The organism is Streptomyces sp. NPDC055506 (genome assembly GCF_053643595.1).
In genome coordinates this window covers 26,103-43,732 of sequence record NZ_JBSHKH010000043.1, presented here as the reverse complement: position 1 = coordinate 43,732, position 17,630 = coordinate 26,103, and the positions used below count along the sequence as shown (strand labels likewise).

At 69.1% G+C, this 17,630-nt stretch carries 11 protein-coding genes and 1 pseudogene; 8 read left to right on the top strand and 4 right to left on the bottom strand.

The genetic code is table 11. From position 1 onward, the window contains the following. The first annotated feature begins 100 nt into the window (after positions 1-100). The 4 genes from ACWIF2_RS18490 to pstB are packed head-to-tail and all read left to right on the top strand — an operon-like array spanning position 101 to position 3,842. Entirely contained in the window at positions 101-1,057 is a 957-nt protein-coding gene (locus ACWIF2_RS18490; RefSeq protein WP_454361569.1) for a PstS family phosphate ABC transporter substrate-binding protein, read from the top strand. Continuing rightward, on the top strand, positions 1,054-2,004 hold the full coding sequence (gene pstC / locus ACWIF2_RS18485) for a phosphate ABC transporter permease subunit PstC (protein ID WP_454361568.1): 951 nt from the start codon (positions 1,054-1,056) through the stop codon (positions 2,002-2,004). The genes ACWIF2_RS18490 and pstC overlap by 4 nt, the downstream gene beginning before the upstream one ends. Next, positions 2,004-2,915 (top strand): phosphate ABC transporter permease PstA, encoded by a 912-nt coding sequence (pstA, locus tag ACWIF2_RS18480; protein ID WP_454361567.1) that lies wholly within the window; start codon positions 2,004-2,006, stop codon positions 2,913-2,915. The genes pstC and pstA overlap by 1 nt, the downstream gene beginning before the upstream one ends. Before the next feature lie 6 nt (positions 2,916-2,921). Continuing rightward, complete coding sequence (gene pstB / locus ACWIF2_RS18475; RefSeq protein WP_454361566.1) at positions 2,922-3,842, top strand: phosphate ABC transporter ATP-binding protein PstB; 921 nt, start codon at positions 2,922-2,924, stop codon at positions 3,840-3,842. A gap of 65 nt (positions 3,843-3,907) precedes the next feature. On the opposite strand, the gene ACWIF2_RS18470 is transcribed toward pstB, so the two are convergent. Then, positions 3,908-4,366: an SRPBCC family protein gene (locus tag ACWIF2_RS18470; RefSeq protein ID WP_454361565.1), complete on the bottom strand. Its 459-nt coding sequence runs from the start codon at positions 4,364-4,366 to the stop codon at positions 3,908-3,910. A 121-nt stretch (positions 4,367-4,487) separates the two neighbouring features. Then, positions 4,488-5,487 (bottom strand): annotated as a pseudogene (locus ACWIF2_RS18465) (RHS repeat-associated core domain-containing protein); the annotation flags it as partial. Positions 5,488-5,828: 341 nt separating this feature from the next. Here ACWIF2_RS18465 and ACWIF2_RS18460 point away from each other — a divergent pair. Continuing rightward, positions 5,829-8,924, top strand: coding sequence for a glycosyl hydrolase family 95 catalytic domain-containing protein (locus ACWIF2_RS18460; protein WP_454361564.1), 3,096 nt, complete (start codon positions 5,829-5,831; stop codon positions 8,922-8,924). 86 nt (positions 8,925-9,010) lie between these two features. Here ACWIF2_RS18460 and ACWIF2_RS18455 read toward each other — a convergent pair whose 3' ends face one another. Continuing rightward, positions 9,011-11,602, bottom strand: a complete 2,592-nt coding sequence (locus ACWIF2_RS18455) for a hypothetical protein (protein ID WP_454361563.1) — start codon at positions 11,600-11,602, stop codon at positions 9,011-9,013. 427 nt (positions 11,603-12,029) lie between these two features. Then, complete coding sequence (gene rph, locus ACWIF2_RS18450; RefSeq protein WP_454361562.1) at positions 12,030-14,648, bottom strand: rifamycin-inactivating phosphotransferase; 2,619 nt, start codon at positions 14,646-14,648, stop codon at positions 12,030-12,032. Positions 14,649-14,764: 116 nt separating this feature from the next. Here rph and ACWIF2_RS18445 point away from each other — a divergent pair, with 116 nt between their 5' ends. The 3 genes from ACWIF2_RS18445 (at position 14,765) to ACWIF2_RS18435 (ending at position 17,324) form a co-directional block, all read left to right on the top strand. Continuing rightward, complete coding sequence (locus ACWIF2_RS18445) at positions 14,765-15,736, top strand: phosphotransferase family protein (protein ID WP_454361561.1); 972 nt, start codon at positions 14,765-14,767, stop codon at positions 15,734-15,736. Positions 15,737-16,109: 373 nt separating this feature from the next. Beyond that, positions 16,110-16,679 (top strand): HAD domain-containing protein, encoded by a 570-nt coding sequence (locus ACWIF2_RS18440; protein ID WP_454361560.1) that lies wholly within the window; start codon positions 16,110-16,112, stop codon positions 16,677-16,679. An 81-nt stretch (positions 16,680-16,760) separates the two neighbouring features. Further along, on the top strand, positions 16,761-17,324 hold the full coding sequence (locus tag ACWIF2_RS18435; RefSeq protein ID WP_454361559.1) for a snapalysin family zinc-dependent metalloprotease: 564 nt from the start codon (positions 16,761-16,763) through the stop codon (positions 17,322-17,324). Positions 17,325-17,630: the final 306 nt, after the last annotated feature.

Genomic DNA, 17,630 nt, shown 5'->3' with positions numbered 1-17,630 from the left:
CGAGTCGTGAGCTCTGCCCATCTGGTTCATAGTGGCCGAAGGGGGGATTGACGCGAGGATCGGGAGTCACGTGGAGATTCACACTTCGTTGCGCAGATCCGTGACCCCTGTGGCACTGATGGCCGCTGCCCTGCTGACAGCGAGTGCGTGTGGTGGTTCCGGCGATGACCTCAGTGCCGGCGAAGGTGCTGTCGAAGGCGACCTGTCCGGCACCATCCGGGTGGACGGCTCCAGCACGGTGGCCCCGCTGTCCACGGCCGCGGCCCAACTGTTCCAAGGGGAGAACCCCGACGTCAGGGTGACTGTGGGCACGTCGGGTACGGGCGGCGGATTCGAGAAGTTCTGTGCGGGCGAGACCGACATCTCCGATGCCTCGCGCCCGATCGAGAGCGACGAGAAGGCGGCCTGCGAGAAGAACGGCATTCAGTACGAGGAACTCCAGATCGCCAACGACGGGCTGTCGATCGTGGTGAACAAGGACAACGACTTCGCCGAGTGCCTGACCGTCGCCCAGTTGAAGAAGATCTGGGAGCCCGGCTCGAAGGTGAACAACTGGAACCAGGTCGACTCCAAGTTCCCGGACGAGAAGCTGGAGCTCTTCGGCCCGGGCACCGATTCGGGCACCTTCGACTACTTCACCGAGGCCGTCAACGGTGAGGAGGGCGCCTCCCGTACGGACTACTCGCCGAGCGAGGACGACAACGTCACCGTGCAGGGCGTGTCCGGCTCCAAGGGCGGCATGGGCTACTTCGGCCTGTCGTACTACGAGGAGAACCAGGACGAGCTGAAACTCGTCGAGGTCGACGACGGAGACGGCTGCGTCGCTCCCACCACCAAGACCGTGCAGAACGGCAGCTACAAGCCGCTCTCGCGGCCGCTGTTCATCTATCCGAAGGCGTCCTCGCTGGACAAGCCGGAGGTCGAGGCGTTTGTCGAGTACTACGTGCAGAACAGTGCGGAGATCGCGGAAAAGGCGCAGTTCGTACCGCTGAACCAAGAGCAGCAGGCCGAGCTGAACAAGAACTGGGACAGTCTGCGGGAGCAGCACGGGGCATGACCTTCACGCGCGGCAGGGGTGCGGCCGCTTCAGGGAGTCCCGGCTTCCTGAAGCGGTCCCAGCCGCGCTATGGCGAGAAGGCCATCAAGGTGCTGCTCGTCGCCGCCTCACTGGTGTCGGTGCTGACCACCGTCGGCATCGTCATCGCCCTCATCCCGCCCGCCACCGACTTCTTCGGCAAGGTGAGCTTCGGCGACTTCATCACCGGGACCACCTGGTCGCCGCTGTTCAAGCCGCCGCACTTCGGCGTACTGCCCCTGGTCACCGGCACTCTGATGGTCACGCTGATCGCGCTGCTGGTCGCCGTGCCGCTGGGCCTGGGCGCGGCGGTCTACCTGAGCGAGTACGCCAGACCCCGGGTCCGCCTGGTCTTCAAGCCGATCCTGGAGGTACTCGCCGGTATCCCCACCGTCGTGTACGGGTTCTTCGCACTGCAGGCCGTCACCCCGCTGTTGCAGGACATCTGGCCGGCCGGCGAGGGGCCCCAGGTCTTCAACGCGCTCTCGGCGGGCTTCGTCATGGGCATCATGATCATCCCGACGATCGCGTCGCTTTCCGAGGACGCCATGAACGCCGTACCGAACGACCTGCGCGATGGCGCCTTCGCCCTTGGATCGTCCCGAATGCAGGTCTCCACCCGGGTCGTCTTCCCAGCCGCACTGTCCGGCATCATCGCCGCGATCGTGCTCGGTGTCTCGCGCGCGATCGGCGAGACGCTGATCGTCGCCATCGCCGCGGGCGGCCGGCCCAACCTGTCCTTCAACCCGCTCGAAGGCATGCAGACGATGACCGCGTTCATCGCCGCGGCCGGCATCGGCGACCTGCCGACCGGCTCCATCGGCTACCAGACGATCTTCGCGGTGGGCTCGCTGCTGTTCGCGATGACGCTGGTGATGAATCTCGTCAGCATTCGCCTGGTGCGCAAGTACCGGGAGGTGTACGAGTGATGGACACGCGCGTCCTCGACGAGGGGCCGGAAGCCGACGTCCCGGAGGTGCGCCGGCTCAAGGGCGACGGCACTCCATGGCGGGAGCGGTTCTTCCAGCTGAGCCTGTGGGCCTCACTCGCCGTCGGTGTCGTCTTCCTCGGCTCCCTGCTCGTCTACGTCGTGGTGGAGGCGTGGCCCCGCCTGGACTCGCGGATCCTCACGAACTTCCCCGACATCATCGACCCGACACAGGCCGGCGCCCAGTCGGCGATCACGGGCACCATCTGGGTCATCGCCTTCACCGCGCTCTACTGCCTGCCCGTCGGCATCCTCACCGCCATCTACCTGGAGGAATACGCCGCCCCCGGACGTTGGTGGAACCGCGCGATCGAGATCAACATCCAGAACCTGGCAGCGGTACCGTCGATCGTCTACGGCATCCTCGGGCTCGGCATCATCTCCCGCGGACTCGGATTCGGGCAGACGGTGCTCACCGCCTCGCTCACGCTGTCGCTGCTGGTCCTGCCCACCGTGATCATCGCCGCCCGGGAGGCGATCCGCGCCGTACCGCAGTCCATCCGCGAGGCTTCCCTGGCGCTGGGTGCCACCCAGTGGCAGACCATCTGGCGCCAGGTACTGCCCGCCGCCGTGCCCGGCATGGCGACCGGTTCGATCCTCGCCCTGTCCCGCGCCATCGGTGAGGCGGCGCCGCTGCTGCTGCTCGGCGGGTTGACGTTCATCACCTTCAACCCCAGCGGCCCGGACAGCGCCTTCACGGTGCTGCCGATCCAGATCTTCAACTGGATCAGCCAGTCCCGTGCCGAATTCGTCTCCCTCGCGGCCGCGGCGATCGTGATCCTCCTGGTGATCCTGCTGGTCATGAACTCACTGGCCATCTGGCTCCGCAACCACTACTCCCACCGCTGGTGACGCGCCATGACCCCTCAGCCCCCTCGCCGCCTCCACCGCCTTCGGCGGCGGATCCGTCGGCCCGCGCAGCCCTCCGCGGCTTCCCGCCCCGACGCCCCCGACTCCTCCACGAGCGGCGGTCAGGTCTCCTTTCGCGATGTCCCGCCGCTGGCGACCCCGGTCTTCGAGGTGGGCAGCCTGTCGGTGTTCTACGGCGACCATGAGGCCGTCCGCGACGTCAACATGACCATCGTCGACCGTCAGATCACGGCGATGATCGGCCCCTCCGGCTGCGGAAAGTCCACCATGATCCGCTGCTTCAACCGGATGAACGACCTCATCCCCACGGCCCGGGTGACCGGCAAGATCCGCTACCACAACGAGAACCTGTACGGGAAGGACGTCGACCCCATCGAGGTGCGCCGCCGCATCGGCATGGTCTTCCAGAAACCGAACCCCTTCCCCAAGTCGATCTACGACAACATCGCGTACGGGCCGCGCGTGGGTGGCTTCAAGGGCAACCTCGACGATCTGGTCGAGGAGACCCTCACCCACGCGGCGCTGTGGGACGAGGTCAAGGACAAGCTCAAGACCTCCGCGCTGGCACTGTCCGGCGGCCAGCAGCAGCGGCTGTGCATCGCCCGCACCATCGCGGTCGAACCCGAGGTGATCCTCATGGACGAGCCCTGCTCGGCCCTGGACCCCATCGCCACCGCGAAGATCGAGGATCTCATGGAACACCTGGCCCAGGAGTTCACGATCGTCGTCGTCACGCACAACATGCAGCAGGCCGCCCGCGTCTCGGACCGCACCGCCTTCTTCACGGCGGAAGTCGACGACAACGGCGAACGGCACGGCCGGCTCGTCGAGTACGACGAGACAGAGCGGATCTTCTCCACCCCCTCCGACCAACGCACCGAGGACTACATCTCCGGGCGCTTCGGCTGATGCCCGCGGCCCGTTCCGACATCCGCCGTTCGGGCTTTGGCGCACATCACGTGAAGGAGTGCCCGTCAGCGCGGATAGATCGCTGCCTCGGCTGCCGCCTTGATCCGTGCACCGAAGTTCGCGGCGTCCTTGCGGGCGGCGGCTAGAGCCAGTCCGACGAGGAGCTTGCCGAAGCCGTGGCCCTCCAGGACGTTGAAAATACGCACCTGTGTCCTGTCACCGGCCAGAGGCTCCAGGTCGTAGCCGCCTTCGTCGGCCGTCACGCTGTTCTTCGACACCTCGGCCCACCGGATCCTCACCGGGGCTTCGAGCTCGGTGATGCGGAACTCCCTGGCTGTCTTCATCCCGGCATCCTTGACCGTGCTGCGGAAGACCGTCCCCACGGCGGTCGGGGTATCCGGAACCCGCTCGATCTTGAGCACGCGGGGGCTGAACTGCGGATCGTTGCGTCCGTCGGCGAGATAGTCGAAGACCGCCTCGACCGGTCGATCGATCTCGATGGTCGCTTCGAACTGTCCTGACATGAGCCCTCCTCGATCGCCTGAGCCGTAGCGTGCCCGCGACTCTCTCCGGAGGATGCCCGCCCGGCCGCCGGCCCGTGCGGTTCTGCTCCGTACACACCCGAAGGGCCCAACCGGGCTCACCTCACCGCGTCTTCCGGTAACGGACGACTCCGATTCCCACCGCCGGGCCGATGAGGATGGCCGCCGGTGTTCCCAGGGCTTGTGCGGCGTCGGAGCCGCCCAGGAACAGGACGACGGCGATCACGGCATAGAGGGCGACAAAGGCAAGGACAAAGCTGACCCAGGGGTTGGTTGTCCGTCCGCCTTCAGAATTCATGCTCCCGTCCTTTCTGAAAAGGTGGGCAGGCCCGGTCCCTGCCCACCTGGTGATATCGGATCGACCGTCTACGACAGCCACGCCTCCACAAGACCAGCGGTTGACGGGGTCGCCTTCGGCGTAGAGGTAGGGGTTCTTCTCCTGTTCGGAGGGGTCGGGGCTGGTGCAGCGGCCGATGTCGGGGTCGTAGTAGCGGGCGGAGCAGTGGTACAGGCCGGTGGGGTCCTGATAGCCGCCGGCGAACCGGTAGGGCTGCGGGGCCTTCTCGGTGGTCGGGCCGCGCTCGACGCCGCGGGGGCTGTAGGCGTAGGTGTTCACCTTGGTGCCGGTCTCGTCGGCGAGTGCGATGACGGAGCTGATGGCGTCGGTGAGTTAGTAGTACGACTTGCCCTCGGTCGTCATGGAGTTCAAGGTGCCCCCGGGTCCCCGGTTGAATCCCATGTCCACGCCCGCGGTGGTCCTGGCGGACAGGCCGAGAGGGCCGTTGTGGAAGAGGGTGTCGCCGAGCTTGATCCGCTCGCTCTGGTCGGTGGAGCCGTACTGTCCGGCGTAGGTCTTGCCGCCCGACGGTGATCGATGTCAGCTGGTTGTGGTCGGACCAGGTCCCGCCGGTGCGGGTGCCCTCGGGGGTCGATGCGCCGGCGGTCTCGTTGCCGTTCTTGTCGTAGGACCAGTTGGCGGTGGAGCCGTTCTTGGCGGTGATCTGCTGGGCGTCGTTGATGCTGTACGTGGTGCCGCGCGGGCGGCCCTGCTCGACGCCCTGGCTGGTGAGGTTGCCGGCTTGGTCGTAGCAGTACTGCCAGGAGAATCGCACTTTCATTCAAGCCGGAATGGGTCCAACCGCTTAGAGGGGGCGGAGGCATGCTCCCGGTTTCCGTCGCCCGGGTCGGGGCCCGCGTGCGGCGTGTGGTGCCAGGCGAGTCAGTTGCGCACAGCTATAGACATCCGATCTCTTCCCCAGTGACGATGTTCGCGCCCTCGAAGGGTGTCGATGTAGCTGTCACTTCCTCCGTGAAAGAGCCGATGAATGGGCCGGGAGATCTCGCCGTGATCAATGAATCCCAACCGCAGCGACGAAGCGTTCTCGAGGCCGGCGGTGGTCTGGCCCTCGCGCCTCTGTTTGCTCAAGTGGCCGGTGGAACGCCCGTGGGGCAGGCCGTTGCCGCCGGGGCCGAGGGGGCGGCGGCTGCCCGGTGGCCGGTTTTGTCGCGCGAGGCGCTGACCTATTCCGTACCCGCGCAGGACTGGCAGTCGCAGGCACTGCCGATCGGCAACGGCCGGCTCGGTGCCATGCTCTTCGCCGATCCCCACGAGGAGCGTATCCAGTTCAACGAACAGAGCCTGTGGGGCGGTGTCAACAACTACGACAACGCCCTCGCGGGCAAACCGGACAGCGAATTCGACACCGGCATGACCGGCTTCGGCTCGTACCGGAACTTCGGCGATGTCGTCGTCACCTTCGCTCGCCGTGCGAGCCCGAAGGTCACGGCCCCGGGCGGCCCGTACAGCAGTTCCTCCTCGGAGGGCGTCGACAAGACGTACGACGGTGACTCGAGCACCAAGTGGTGCATCGATGGGCCGGGTTCGAAGGTGCGGTGGCAGGTCGAGCTCCCCGACCCCGTCGTGGTCGCGTCCTACCGTCTGACGAGTGCCAATGACGTGCCGCAGCGCGACCCGCAGGAGTGGACGTTCTCCGGTTCCGCCGACGGCGTCACCTGGACCCCGCTCGACAGACGCACGCTGGAAGCGCCCTTCGAAAGCCGCTTCCAGACGAAGGAGTTCACCTGTGCCGACCCCGCGGCCTACCGGTTCTACCGGTTCGACTTCGTCCCGAGGGCAGGCGTCAGCCACTTCCAGGTGAGCGAGATCGGCCTGTCCGGTGTCGACCTCGGCGCGGGCGGCGTCCTGTACCTGTCGTCGCCGAGCGGGCACTCCGGGGGCTCCGGCGGCACCACGGACATCTCGAGTTCGGTGGACGGCGACCCGGCCACGGTCTGGCGGATCGACGCCCCCGCACCAGCGGTCGTATGGCAGGCCGAGTTGCCCCGCGCGGTCGTCGTCACCTCGTACGCGCTGACGGCGGCACCGGACCGTCCGAAGGACGACCCCCGGCGATGGCGGCTGGAGGGGTCGCAGGACGGGACCGCCTGGACGACCCTCGACACCCGGAACCCCGGAGCGCCCTTCGCCGGCCGCGGTGAGACCCGGACCTTCCGGATCGCCAACAGCACGGCCTACCGCGTCTACCGGCTCACCCTGACCCCCGGCGCGTCGTCCACCGGCTTCCAGATCGCCGAGATCGCGCTGGAAGGCAAGGGCTTCGACACGCGCACCCAGCGGACGGTCGTCGATTACCGGCGCACCCTCGACTTCGTCAAGGGACTGCACGTGACCCGCTTCGGCGCACCGGGACGGCGCGTCCTGCGGGAGGCTTTCGCCAGCCGGTCCGCGGACGTCATGGTCTTCCGCTACACGTCGGACCGCGCCCAGGGACTATCCGGAGCGATATCGCTGACGTCCGCACAGGACGACACTCCGACGACCGTCGACGCCGCCGCCCGCCGGATCGCCTTCAGCGGTGTCATGGGCAATGGCCTCAAGCACGCGTGCACCGTCCAGGCCGTGCACACCGACGGCGACCTCCGCGCGGACGGATCGGTACTCCGCTTCAGCGGCTGCACCACCCTGACCCTGCTCCTGGACGCCCGCACCGACTACAGGCTCGACGCCGCAGCCGGGTGGCGCGGACCCGATCCGGGGATCGGCATCGCCAGGGCGCTCGGCAAGGCCGCCTCCCGGCCCTACGGCGAGCTGCGCGAGAGGCACATCGCCGAGACGCGCACCCTCATGAAGCGTGTCTCGGTCGACTGGGGCAGCTCCGACGCCGCAGTCCTCGCTCTGCCGGCCGACGTCCGGCTGGCGCGCTATGCGGCGGGCCGTCAGGACCCCACACTCGAGCAGACGATGTTCGACTACGGCCGCTATCTGCTGGTCAGCTCCTCGCGCCCGGGCGGCCTGCCCGCCAACCTCCAGGGCCTCTGGAACGACAGCAATCAGCCGGCCTGGGCCTCCGACTACCACACCAACATCAACGTCCAGATGAACTACTGGGGAGCCGAGACGACGAACCTGCCGGAGTGCCATGAGGCACTCGTCCGGTTCATCGAACAGGTGGCGGTGCCCAGCCGCGTGGCGACCCGCAACGCCTTCGGCAAGGACACGCGTGGCTGGACCGCCCGCACCAGCCAGAGCGTCTTCGGCGGCAACGCGTGGGAGTGGAACACCGTCGCGAGTGCCTGGTACGCGCAACACCTGTACGAGCACTGGGCGTTCACCCAGGACCTGGACTACCTCCGTACCCTCGCCCACCCGATGATCAAGGAGATCTGCCAGTTCTGGGAGGACCATCTCAAGGAACGCGAGGACGGACTCCTCGTCGCCCCGAACGGCTGGTCACCCGAGCACGGGCCGCGCGAGGACGGCGTCATGTACGACCAGCAGATCATCTGGGACCTGTTCCAGAACTACCTCGACTGCGAGGCGGTGCTCAAGGCGGACCCCGCCTACCGGGACAAGGTCGCGGACCTGCAGGCACGCCTCGCCCCGAACAAGATAGGCAAATGGGGCCAGTTGCAGGAGTGGCAGGAGGACATCGACAGCCCCACCGACATCCACCGCCACACCTCGCACCTCTTCGCCGTCTACCCGGGCCGCCAGATCACCCCGAGAACGCCCGAGTTCGCGGCCGCCGCCCTCGTCTCCCTCAAGGCGCGATGCGGCGAGAAGGAAGGCGTGCCCTTCACGGCCGCGACGGTGTCGGGCGACAGCCGCCGCTCCTGGACCTGGCCCTGGCGGGCGGCTCTCTTCGCCCGCCTGGGCGACGGGCATCGCGCCCAGATCATGCTGCGCGGACTGCTGACCTACAACACGCTGCCCAACCTGTTCTGCGACCACCCGCCCTTCCAGATGGACGGAAACTTCGGCATCTCGGGCGCTGTGGCGGAGATGCTCCTGCAGAGCCACGACGGCGTCATCCACCTGCTGCCCGCCCTGCCGGACGACTGGAAGCCCAAGGGCTCCTTCACCGGACTCCGGGCCCGTGGCGGCTACGAGGTCAGCTGCGAGTGGCGCGACGGGAAGGTCACGTCGTACAGCGTCACGGCCGACCGAGCGCGGAACCAGAGGAAGGTCACCGTGCGGGTGAACGGCATCGACAGGAAGGTCAAGCCGGGCAAGCCCTGAGCGAACCGCGGGACGCGGGGGCCGTGAAATCCGGCCCCCGCTCCCCTTGTGCCCGGCCGCCGGTCAGGGAGTGCCGGGCGTTTCGCCTACGGCGCGTCCACCACCGTGCCGTCGAGCATCGGGCCCTCCACTTCGCCCCGCTCGTCCTCCCAGATGGACAGCCGCATCCGCAGTGCCTCCTCCGGCTCGCTCACCCCGTCCACGACGGTGGGTACGCTCAGCTCCGTGCTCAGCCCTCCCGCGGGTACGGTGATGTCCGGGTAGAAGACCTCCACCTCGGACAGCGGCCGGGCCGGGCTCGGTGACTCCCCGGTGTTCTGTTCGAACCATTGCGGGTCGACGTCGGTGCTGGACAGCTCCGCGCCGCCGTCGACCTTCGCGAACGCGGCCCCGAGCCAGAGATCCGTGTCGGCGACCGCGGACTGCTCGATCCGCCACTTCATGCTCTGGCCCTCGGTGACCCGCCCCGCGAGCGGTGTCGCCTTGAACGTGGGCATCGGGTCGTCGTCCCTCACGGTCAGGCCGCCGAGGTGGTTGCCGATCACGGCGCCCCGGACGGCCTTCGCGAACACGTTGTGCGTCGAGCCGTAGCTGAAGCGGGTGTTGCCGCGCACCTCGACAGGGACGTCGACACTGCTGCCGGCGCGCACCGTCACCAACCGTGACGTGACCTCACCGTTCCCGGGGTCCGCGACAAAGAGCCTGACCTGACCGCTGCCCTGCCCGGAGAGCCGCACCGGCACCTTGAGGGTCCGGACTCCGGAGTCGCCCTCGTCGGCCGTCAACACGCCGATGTCCACGCGGGGCAGCGCGACCGGCCGTACCGCCGCCATGCCGGGGCGCCAGCCCCAGGCGTCCATCAGCCACGCCCGTCCCGATCCGCTGCGCGGGGTCAGTACCAGGGACTTCACCCGCTTCAGGTCCAGCCCGGCCGCCGTCGCCGCGGTCAGCGGTACGCGGACCTCCTGCCCCCAGTACGAGGCCGTCCGGTCGGAGCCGGGCAGTCCGTCGAGGCGGACGGCACCCAGCTTCGCCTGCCGGCCCGCGGAGTCCGTGAGGGACACGTCCATACGGGTGCCGGTGGTGTTCGGCGGCACGATGACCCGCAGGGCCAGCGCCTCGGCTCCGCTCAGTGAGACCGGCCGCCCGGGCCGCACCTGTACCGCCGAACCCGGCGCCGACCAGTCGAACGCCACTGCGTCGCGGCCCGGTTCCCGCTCCGTCTCCCACTCGGCGAAGTGCGGTGACCTGCCGGGGCTCTCGGGGTCCAGGCAGGCGGTGGCGGGGTCGGTGTCCACCTGCGCGCAGAGCCGGCCGCCGTCCACCGTGACCGGGGCGTCCGGCAGGAACGCGGCGGTGCGCCGGGCACCGACGGCATGCGTCAGGACCCGCGCGGGGCCCGCGGACGCCGCGCGGACACCCGAGCCGTCCAGCAGCGGCCGGACCCGGTCGTCGCCCGCGACGAACAGCCGGGCCGCGGCGGCTATGTACGTCGAACCGGCGGCCTGCTGCCGCTCGGCCGTCAGCCGGGTCGCGGTGCCCGGCGTGCACACCGGGTCCGGCGGCGTCTCCTCGTCGTGCCAGAAGTCGTCGTTCGCCGGTGCCTCGGCCTGTCCCGGGGTCCACTCGGTGTTGAAGTAGTTGTGGTTGGCGCCGACCATGTAGACCGCGCTGTGCAGGGCGGCACCACGGCTCACGCCGCGAGTCCCGTCCACGTAGATCTCGCCCTGCAGGTCGGACACGTCACCGTCGCAGCCCGGCAGGATCGTCATGGACGGCACATCAGGAGCCGGGTTCTGCCCGAACACCGTGGGGCCGATGAGGACGGTCCCACGGATCTTCCAGCGCGCCGGACCCCGGTAGCCGTCCTTGTCCGCGGGGGGCTTGGCGAGGCTGTCCATCGCAGCCCGGTTCACGCCCTCGCCACCGCGCGAGTGACCGACCAGGAGCACGCGCGACAGGTCGGCCCGCGCGGCCTTCCGTACGATCTCCGGTGCCTTGGTCCGCCCGGCGCCCGACCAGTCGGCCCAGCGGGCGAGGTGCTGCCGTACCAGGGAGGAGCGGGCCTGGGCTCCGGCGTCCTGCGCCGCGTAGTCCTGCCCGTTGATGCCGTTGGCGGATATGGACACCGTCACATACCCCTGGGACGCCAGGAGTTTCTGGTCGTGCAGATAGCCGCGGTGGCTCGGTATCGGCTTCGAGCCGGTGGGGCAGGGCCACGCGCCGAGTGCCTCACCGTCCGCGCCCCCGGCGAAGCAGGTGGCGTGGCGGCCGTGCAGGAAGAGGGCCAGCGGCCGCATGCCCTGTGCCCCGGCGGGTGCGGTGACGGTGGCGCGCATCTCCACCGGGACGGGGAAGTCGGGCAGTTTCACCGACTTCAGCGTGTACTCGCCGCTGACCGTGCGGTACGGGCCGGGGACACCGGGGTCCACGGGGTTGGCCGGCGGCAGGGCCGACGGCTCCACCGGCTTCATCTGCTTCTTGGCGGACCGGCGCTTCGCCTCGGCCTTGACGCCGGCCTCGTCGAGACGCCGCCCCGCGGCCCGCACCTGCAGGTCCTTCGGGGCCCCGAGCGTGACACCTTCGAGGTCGAGGCGGAACGTGTGCCCGTCCTTGCCGGGCACGGGCCGGCCCAGGAGCCGGTCCCCGGAGTAGAACTCGACGGCGGCGTCACCCATGGGTACGGGTCTGTCCGAACGCCAGGTCAGCCGCTGACCGGATCTCTTACCGGTGATCTGCCAGCCGGCCGGAAGCCCGCGGCCGGCGCCGGGGCCGGAGTCGGCGGATGGGGTGGAAGGGGTGGACGGGGTGGGGTCGGCGGCCGGTTGGGCGTGCGCCAGTCCTGGCGACCCCACCACCACCGCGAACAAGGCCGCAGCGGCGACCCATGTGCGCCGGGCATGGTTCAACGTGCTTCTCCTCCGGATGGGCTCCTGCGCCCGGGACACCACAGGTGTTCCAGGTGTCCCGGGCGCCTCTTTCGTTCCTTAGGAGAAGATGAGAAAGAAGTGTTGCAAGGTTGCTCGGAATTGATCGTCTACGGCGTCAAAGCCAGCCATTGGCAAAGGAGTTGCCCGGGCTCGCAGGCCAGGTGAGGAACACCGGTCAGGACAGGAGCTCGATGTATCCGTCGGTTCCGTGCACACGGATCCGCTGCCCGTCCCGGATCAGCCGGATGGCCCGCTCCACGCCCACGACGGCAGGCAAGCCGTACTCCCGGGCGATCACCGCGCCATGGGTCATCAAGCCGCCCACCTCCGTCACCAGGCCCGCGATTCCGACGAACAGCGGCGACCAGCTGGGGTCGGTGAAGGCCGTGACCAGGATGTCGCCCGCTTCGAGATCGGCGTCCGCCATGTCGAGGACGACGCGAGCCCGCCCCTCGATGGTCCCGGCGGAAACCGGGAGGCCGATCAGGGCACCGTCCGGTACGTCGTCGCGCCGGTACGCCCCGGAGAGGGCCTCACCGTCCGAGGTGAGCACCCGGGGCGGTGTGAGCGCGTGGTACGACCGGAACGCCTCCTTGCGCCGCTGGACGAGCTGGTCGTCCACCCGCTGTGAGCGCACCACATCGTGGAGCTCCTGGAACGTGAGGTAGAAGATGTCCTCCTCCTCGGGAAGCACGCCGGCCCGCACAAGACGCCCGGCCTCCTCCAGCAGGGCCCGCTTGTAGACGAAGGAGCGGCTGACGATGCCGTACTTCGGGTACTCCCGGTACCCGATGAATGTTCTGACGCGGTCGATCATCCGCTTGGCCTCGTCGGCCTTCCGCTCCCCGTCCGGCAGGGCCCGCAGGCGCGACAGCACGTCCTGTTCCTTCTCCCAGGCCTTCCGCCGACCTTCCTCGAAACGCCGCTCGGCAGCGCCCGGCTCGAAGTTCCTGACGTTGTCGAGGATCACGGGCACGAGCGTGCTGGGGCGCTCGCGCCAGCGCGGCCTCGTGATGTCGATCTCGCCGACGCAGCGCATGCCGTACCGCTCGAGGTAGGCCTCGATGGCGTCGCGCGCTTCGGTCCCGCCCGCGAGCTTCGGCAGCTCGTCCAGGAAGTCCTCGTCCTCGACGTCCTTCAGGAACGCCACCAGCTCCGGATACGGGCGGATCACGTCCGCGACGTCGAGCAGCTCCAGTCCCATCTCCGAGGTGATGTTGTCGGGGGCGGACAGGGTGAGCGTGTCAGCCGCGTTCTTCTCGCCCAGCCACTCCCGCAGCGTGTCGTTGAGCCACCACGTGGCCTCCATCCCGGCCATGATCGCCTGCATGCTCAGCGGATCACTGAGGACTCGCTTGTGCTCCTCGAAGGCCTCCAGCAGGAAGTCGAACAGCGCCGGTCCGGTCTTCGTCCGAATGGCGTCCTCCAGGGCGGCTACGGATGCCTCGCTGCGCTCGATGAGCTCGGTGACGACGGCCGGATCGGTCTCGATCGGGGCGGGCGCCCCTCCGGCCGGCGGCGCGCCGGGAGTCGCGTCCGGGAGCGACGGGACGAAGTCGTCGCGGTCGAGGACGGTCTCCAGGGCGTCCCGGGTCAGCGGATCGCCTTTCCCGATGACGTCCAGGAGCCCGGCACGGCTCGCGGGCAAGGCCAGGCGCCGGGTGACGTCGACGAACAGCCTCCCGCCGGCCTCGTGCATCGGCACCATGGCCATCAGCTGCCACATGGAGAGCCCCAGGGGCTTCATGGGGTCGGTCATCATCTGCTGATGGCCGACGGACACATAGACGTGATTCTCCTGGTCGCCGGTCTCCGGGACGGGGAACAGCGTCGTGATCGGCCGGCTCTGCACGATCTGGAAGTCGTCGTCGACCAGGCACCATTCGATGTCCTGCGGGCGGCCGAAGTGCGCCTCGATCCGCCGCCCGAACTCCACGAGCCGCACGGCCTGCGCATCCGTCAGCGCCGGCTGCTCCTGCCGCCGCGAGTCGATCGCCACTTCCCGCGTGCCGCCGTCCGGCAGGGCGTGCACGGCCCGCTCCTTGGCGGCGATCGCCCTGGCGACGACTTCGCCGTCCCGCACCTTGAAGACGTCCGGGTTCACCACGCCGGAGACCAGGGCCTCGCCGAGGCCGAAGCCGGCGTCCACGGTGGCGACCTTCCGGTTGCCCGTGACGGGGTCGGCCGTGAACAGAATGCCGGCCGCGTCCGGGAAGACCATCCGCTGCACGACCACGGCCATGTGGACCGTACGGTGATCGATGCCGTTGCGCTGACGGTAGGTCACGGCCCGCTCGGTGAACAGCGAGGCCCAGCACCGGCTGATGTGCTGGAGGATCGCCGTCGGCCCCACGACATTCAGGTACGTGTCCTGCTGGCCGGCGAAGGAGGCCGTCGGCAGGTCCTCCGCCGTCGCGCTGGAGCGGACGGCGTAGGCGGCCTGCTCGCCGAGCCGGGTGAGCGGGCGGGTGATCGCCGCCGCGAGATCGTCCGGGAGGGCGATCCCTTCGATGGCCCGGCGAATCTCCGCGCTGAGTGTGCGGATCGCGTCCCGGTCGTCCGGGTTCAGACGCGACAGCTCGTCGATCCGATCGTCGATCGACGGGGCTTCCGCCATGATCCGCCGGAAGGCGTCCGTCGTCACGCAGTAGCCGGCCGGAACGCTGATGCCTTCGATCCGTGACAGCCCGCCCAGGTGTGCGCCCTTGCCTCCGACGACCGAGACCTGTGTCTCTTCGACCTCTTGAAGATCCCACACATACTGTCGAGCCTCATGCGTCGACAACACGCGCATACCGTGCCCCCATATCCCCAGGTTGTGGCCTCGGCCGGAGATTCTGCGCCATCACCCGGGTCTTGCCGCAAGCCCCCCGGTGCGCTATAAGTTGAGAGTGGCAAGGAGAGATCTCCTTGCCTTTGTTTGTTGTCGTGGAGAGCATCCAGAACGGCGAAGCCCCGCGCGCCGACCCATGGCCCGCACGCTTCGCCGACCGTGGGTACCCGAGGGTCCGCCGGATCGGCGCCGGCGTCGAGGGCGTCGTGTACCGGCTGGACGAGGGCCGGGTCGCCAAGGTGTGGAGCGGTCGGCCGCCGGCCGGATTCGAGCTCACCCGCCAGGTGTACGCGGACATCGCGCGGCACGCGCTGCCGTTCGCCACCCCGGAGATCTTCGACGTCGAGGAGCACGCGGGTGTCCTGGTGACGTACGAGCGTGAGCTGCCCGGTGTCGCGATGCGGGAGGACTCCGCGCACAGCGACTACGAGCGCGAGCTGCCCAGCCGGTACAGCGACGGGCTCCTTGCCGTTCTGCGTGGCCTGGCCTCCGTGCCCGGCACCGACGCCATGCGCCGGTTGACCGTCCAGGGCGACGACCGTCCGCTGTGGCGGGATCACGACCGCTTCCAGAACGCGCTCGCGGCCCTGGTCGCCCGGGCCGCAGCCCGGCACGGTGCCGCCCTGGCTGTCCACGTGCCGGACTTCGACGGGGGAGTCGAACGCACCCAAGAGGCACTGCGGTCGCTCCCCGACGCCCCGGTGAGCGCGATCCACGGCGACCTCGTCCCGCCCAACATCCACGTCGACGCGGCCGGCCGGCCCGTCGCCGTGCTGGACTTCGGCTTCTACACGACCGCGGGCGACCCGGCCTTCGAAGCCGCCGTCACCGCAGCCGTCTGGAACATGCACGGGCCGCACGCCGAGGAGCACACCGCGGAACTCACCCGGCTCTTCGCACACGAGCTCGGGCACGCGCCGGCGACCCTCACCGCCTACCAGGCCGCATACGCCCTCACCACGTACGACCTCTTCGGCCTTGACGACAGCGACGGGCACTTCCGGTGGTGCGCCGAACAGCTGCGCCGCAACGCCGTGTTCAGCGCGTAGCGCGGCGGCCCTCCTGCACGATGGGGGCCGCCTCTACCGCGCCTCCCCTGAGCCTCGACAGCTACGGCACGTCACCCATTCCGACCTGTAACCGTCCTTCATCACGGAGTACTCCCGGGTCAACGTCCTGCCCCTGCCCCGGCAGTCGAGACAGGCTCCGGCCGGGACCTCTCGCGTGTATTCATAGATCGTCCAGACGACGCCCACCACGATGATGAGAACGAGCCAACCATCCATGACTCCTGCGTAGGCGGGCCCGCGCCGGTCGCCAAGCTGCCGACCCACGGCGCCAGGCGCGTTTGACGGGCGCGCGGAAGCAGTCACCGCAAGATTTCACTGGGCGGCCACGCCGTCGGCCAGTACCGTGCGAGGCATGCCGGAGGGGGGTGGGCTGGTGCGTCCGGTGTTGTTGCTGGATGTGGACGGACCGCTGAATCCGTATGCCGCGAAGCCGCACCGACGGCCTGAGGGTTACGAGACGCACCGGCTGCTGACGCCTCGTTGGGTGGCCGCCGAGCGGCGCCGACTGACTGAGTGGGGGCTTCCGAACAGGCCGGTGAAACCGTTGCGTGTGTGGCTCAACCCGAGTCACGGCGCGGCCCTGGAGGCGCTTCCCTTCGACCTGGTGTGGGCGACGACGTGGGAGGAGGAGGCCAATGGTTTCATCGCCCCGGTGCTGGGACTGCCCGAGTTGCCCTTCATCGTTTGGTCCTCGGCGCGGGGCCGGTGCGGTGACGGTGTGTTCTGGAAGACGCCGGAGATCGTCGCGTGGGCGCGGGGCCGGGCGTTTGCCTGGATCGACGATGAGATCACGGAGGCGGATCGCGCCTGGGTGAAGGAGCACCACGACGGTCCCGCGCTGCTGCACCGGGTCGATCCCCGACGCGGCCTCGCCGAAGGCGACTTCGCCGTGGTGAGGACCTGGGGCGCCGGTTCGGATTGACGGATTCATCCTCGTCCCCACTGGGCAATGGGCCAGAGAATGTCATGAGCACGACTGCCTTTCCCCACAAGGAGGTCGATCATGCACGTCCGTTCGCTGACCGGCGGCCTGGCTGCCGCTTTGGTGATGTCCTTCTCCCTGGCCGGCGGCCAGGCCGTGGCCGCTTCACCCGACGCGGAGGGTGCTCCCCTCGCCGCCCGTGTCCTCCTCTACGACGCCAGCGGTTCCGCGGAGTTCAGGAGCGCGGTGGACCGGGGCGCGGCCATCTGGAACGAGAGTGTCGACACCGTCGAGCTGCGGCCGTCCGCCGCCGGGCAACGCGCGAACATACGGGTGCTCGCGGACAACGGCTGGCCGCGCGCCCTGCCCACCACCCTGGGCAACGGAACCGTCTACATCGGGCGGCAGGCCGTGAACCAGGGCTACAACACGATTCGCATCTCCGCCCATGAACTCGGGCACATCCTGGGCCTGCCCGATCGCAAGCCCGGACCGTGCTCGAGCCTGATGTCCGGCTCCACCGCGGGCACCGCGTGCACGAACCCGTATCCGAACGCGGCGGAGAAGACAGAGGTCGAGGGGAACTTCGGCGGCGCGCTCGTCGGGACCGCCCCGGCGGCACATGCCGAGGTGATCGTGGACTGACTCGTGCCGCACCACACCTGAGGAACGCCCGCCCGCGCACCGGGCGGGCGTTCGCGTCAGACGGTCAGTTCCAGTGCGCTGCCGATCGGCAGCCGGCGCAACCGTGCGCGGATGTCGGCGGGGGACCGTGCGAGTTCCCTCTCGACGGCCCGTCGGCCTCGTGGAAGTGTCCACAGTGCCCCGCGGCGCTGGCCTTCGCAGCGCAGGACGCGAGCCCCGGGCAGCAGGGCGCGCCCGGCGGTGGGAGCTCGGACGGCTGGACCGCCGGGCCCGACGTCTTGCGCGAGGACGTGCTCCAGCCGGAGG